Raw genomic sequence first — 3,202 nt, 5'->3', positions numbered from 1 at the left:
CGGCAGGCCGACGTGGTGCTCGACTGCACCGACAACTACCGCACCCGCCAGGCCATCAACGCCGCCTGCGTGCAGGCCGGCGTGCCCCTCGTGGCCGGGGCGGCGATCCGCTTCGATGCCCAGATCTCGGTCTACGACACGCGCCGGGCCGACATGCCCTGCTACGCCTGCCTGTTCCCGCCGCAGGCCGAATTCGAGGAGGAGCAGTGCGCCACGCTCGGCGTGTTCTCGCCGATGGTCGGCATCATCGGCAGCATGCAGGCAGCCCAGGCGCTGCAGCTGATCGTCGGCATGGGCGAGCCGCTTGCCGGCCGCCTGCTGCTGCTGGACGGGCGCGAGATGCGCTGGACCCAGGTGCGCGCGGCGCGCAACCCCGAGTGCCCGGTGTGTCGGACGCGCAACATACGAACGTCCTAGCCCTGCTCCTACACCGCGCCATGCAGGTGCTGCCACAATCCGGTCACACAGGCTCGGCAGTTGCCCCGGGCGCCATTCGACCGCCGGTCGGAGGGAAATTTTGTGACATTGCGGACATACATCGTCGAAGACAACGCCACCATCCGGGAAAACCTGATCAGCGCCCTGCAGGAACTCGCCCAGGTCCACACCGTCGGCAGTGCCGAGACCGAGGACGAGGGCAAGGCGTGGCTGCAGGCCTATCCCGAGCAGTGGGACCTGGCGATCGTGGACCTGTTCCTGCGCCAGGGCAGTGGCCTGGGCGTGTTGGCCGCGTGCCGCGACCGGCTCGCCAACCAGAAGATCGTGGTCCTGAGCAACTACGCCACGCCGGACGTGCGCATGCGCTGCGCGCAGCTCGGCGTCGATGCGGTATTTGACAAGTCCAACGAGATCGAGGCGCTGGTGGACTTCTGTGTGGCGCATGGTGCCACCGGCGCGCAGGGCGCGCGCGAACGCGTCGCCTGAGCGCCGCCCCCGGCCGCCGCGCTCTGCCCCACGAAAAAAGACCAGCAGCGGCTGGTCTTTTTTGCGGATGGCGCCGGCGCCTCAATCGATCAGCTTGTTCTTCAGCGCGTAGTAGGTCAGGTCGCTGTTGGACGACAGTCCCATTTTCTCCATCAGTCGGGTGCGGTAGGTGCTCACCGTCTTGACGCTCAGCGACAGCGATTTGGCGATGTCGCCGGCCGTCTCGCCCTTGGCGAGCTTGAGGAACACCTGGAACTCGCGCTCCGACAGCTGCTCGTGCGGCGGCGCGTCGTCCTTGCGGTTGAGCTGCTGGGCCAGCAGGTCGGCCACCGTCGGCGTCAGGTAGCGCCGGCCCAGGGAAATGGTGCGGATCGCTTCGACGATCTCCTTGGGCTCGCACTCCTTGTTCAGGTAGCCGCTGGCGCCCTGGCGGATCAGGTTGATGGCGTAATGCTCTTCCGGGTAGCCGCTCAGGATGAGGATGCCCATGTCGGGCGCCTTGGCGCGCAGCATCGCCAGCGCATCCAGCCCGCTCTGCCCGGGCATCGACAGGTCCATGACCAGCACGTCGATCTCGTGCGTGCGTACCAGGTCGATCGCCTCCCGGCCGTTGGCCGCCTCTCCCACCACGCGCAGGTCCACGTGCTCCGACAGGAACTGCCGCAGCCCGGAACGCACGATCGCGTGGTCATCCACAATGCCGATATTGATCATTGAGCCTTCTTTCCTGGGCGCGCTTCGCGGCCCGTGTGAGATATGGTTACTGATGCGCTCGCTGCTTCGCCGGTGCAGCTAGCATGGCGGCACAGGACAATCATAGGCATTTTCTGGGCCGCGCCCCAGGGGATCCACGGAGAGACCGAACCATGAGCTGGGCAGCAAGCCTGCGCAAACTCGCCATCAGCTGGCCGCTGGCCCTGCTGGCGGCGCTGTTGCTGCTGGCAGTGAACGAGGCCGGCTATCTCGGCTCGCGCGAGGCGCTGCAATCGCTGCTGCGCTCGCACGCCGAGCGCAGCCTGCTCGAGCAGCTGCAGACCGAGATGCTGAACGCCGAAACCGGCCAGCGCGGCTTTCTTCTCATGGGCGAGGAACGCTACCTCCAGCCCTACACCCGCGCGCGCGCGCGCATCGGCCGGCACATGGAGGCGCTGCAGGGCAGCTGCAGCGCCCACCCGCAAGAGCGCGAGGACTGCGCTCTGCTGCTCCAGCTGCTCGAGCGCCGCCTGGGCGAGATGGACACCACCATCGGCCTGCGCCGCCAGGACAACGAGGATGCCTGGCGCTTCATGCTGTCCACCGACGAGGGACAGCAGCGCATGGACGACGTCCGGACCGTGGTGGCCCGCATGATCGACCGCAACGCCACGCGCAGCCAGGAAGCCAGCGCCGCCATCGACCAGTCGCTCACCCTGTCGCGCGCCGGCATCGCCGTCGGGGCGCTGCTCAGCCTGCTGGCCTTCTACGTGTACCGGCGCCAGGCGCGCGCCCTGCAGCAGGCCCAGCTGCGCGAGCAGCAGATCCTCGAGCGCGAGCGCGCCCGGCTCGAACAGCTGGTGCGCGAGCGCACGGCCTCGCTGTCGGAGCTGGCACGCCACCTGCAGCAGGTGCGCGAGGACGAGCGGGCCCACCTGGCGCGCGAGCTGCACGACGAGCTGGGCGCCCTGCTGACCGCCGCCAAGCTCGACCTGGCGCGGCTGCGCGCGCGCATCGACCTGTCGGTGCCGGAAAAGGCCGAGCGCCTGGAGCACCTGAGCCAGACCCTCAACAGCGTCATCGCCCTCAAGCGCGACATCATCGAGGACCTGCACCCCTCCTCCCTGACCAACCTGGGCCTGACCGCCTCGCTGGAGGTGCTGACCTCCGAGTTCGCCGCCAGCAGCCAGCTGCCGGTGCAAACCCACCTGGAGACCGTCGCGCTGTCGCCCACGGCCCAGCTCACGGCCTACCGCCTGGTGCAGGAGGCGCTGACGAACATCGCCAAGCACGCCCGGGCGCGCCACGTGGAGGTGCGCGTCGAGCGCGACGGCGCCCGCGCGCGCGTGCTGGTGCGCGACGACGGGCTGGGCTTTCACCCGCAGCAGCTGCCCGCCCACACGCACGGGCTGTTCGGCATGCGCCACCGCGTCGAGGCCGAGGGCGGCGTGCTGCAGATCGACTCCGCCCCGGGCGCGGGCACGGTGGTGAGCGCCACGCTGCCCCTGGCGGGCAGCGCCGGCACGACCTGAGCGGCGCAGCGCCGGCGTCCTACAGCGGTGCGCGCCGGCTACCGGCAGCGCCC

The 3,202-nt window shown here is 69.5% G+C and carries 4 protein-coding genes; 3 read left to right on the top strand and 1 reads right to left on the bottom strand.

Translation table 11 applies throughout. The annotated features are described in order from the left end of the window. Positions 1-417, top strand: a 417-nt coding sequence (locus A612_RS12955) for a HesA/MoeB/ThiF family protein (RefSeq protein ID WP_019374894.1), incomplete at its 5' end; no start/stop codon positions are given. A 102-nt stretch (positions 418-519) separates the two neighbouring features. Further along, the gene (locus A612_RS12950) at positions 520-924 is read left to right on the top strand and encodes a response regulator (RefSeq protein ID WP_040436868.1); all 405 of its coding nucleotides are present in this window, start codon (positions 520-522) and stop codon (positions 922-924) included. 81 nt (positions 925-1,005) lie between these two features. Here A612_RS12950 and A612_RS12945 read toward each other — a convergent pair whose 3' ends face one another. Then, complete coding sequence (locus A612_RS12945; RefSeq protein ID WP_019374892.1) at positions 1,006-1,638, bottom strand: response regulator; 633 nt, start codon at positions 1,636-1,638, stop codon at positions 1,006-1,008. A gap of 152 nt (positions 1,639-1,790) precedes the next feature. Between A612_RS12945 and A612_RS12940 the strand changes: the two genes are divergently transcribed. Continuing rightward, on the top strand, positions 1,791-3,149 hold the full coding sequence (locus A612_RS12940) for a CHASE3 domain-containing protein (RefSeq protein WP_019374891.1): 1,359 nt from the start codon (positions 1,791-1,793) through the stop codon (positions 3,147-3,149). Positions 3,150-3,202: the final 53 nt, after the last annotated feature.

The sequence above is a fragment of the Melaminivora alkalimesophila genome (genome assembly GCF_000282995.1).
GTDB classification, from domain to species: domain Bacteria; phylum Pseudomonadota; class Gammaproteobacteria; order Burkholderiales; family Burkholderiaceae_C; genus Melaminivora; species Melaminivora alkalimesophila.
Note: the sequence above shows the minus strand (reverse complement) of the source record. Positions and strands in the feature narration are given on the sequence as shown.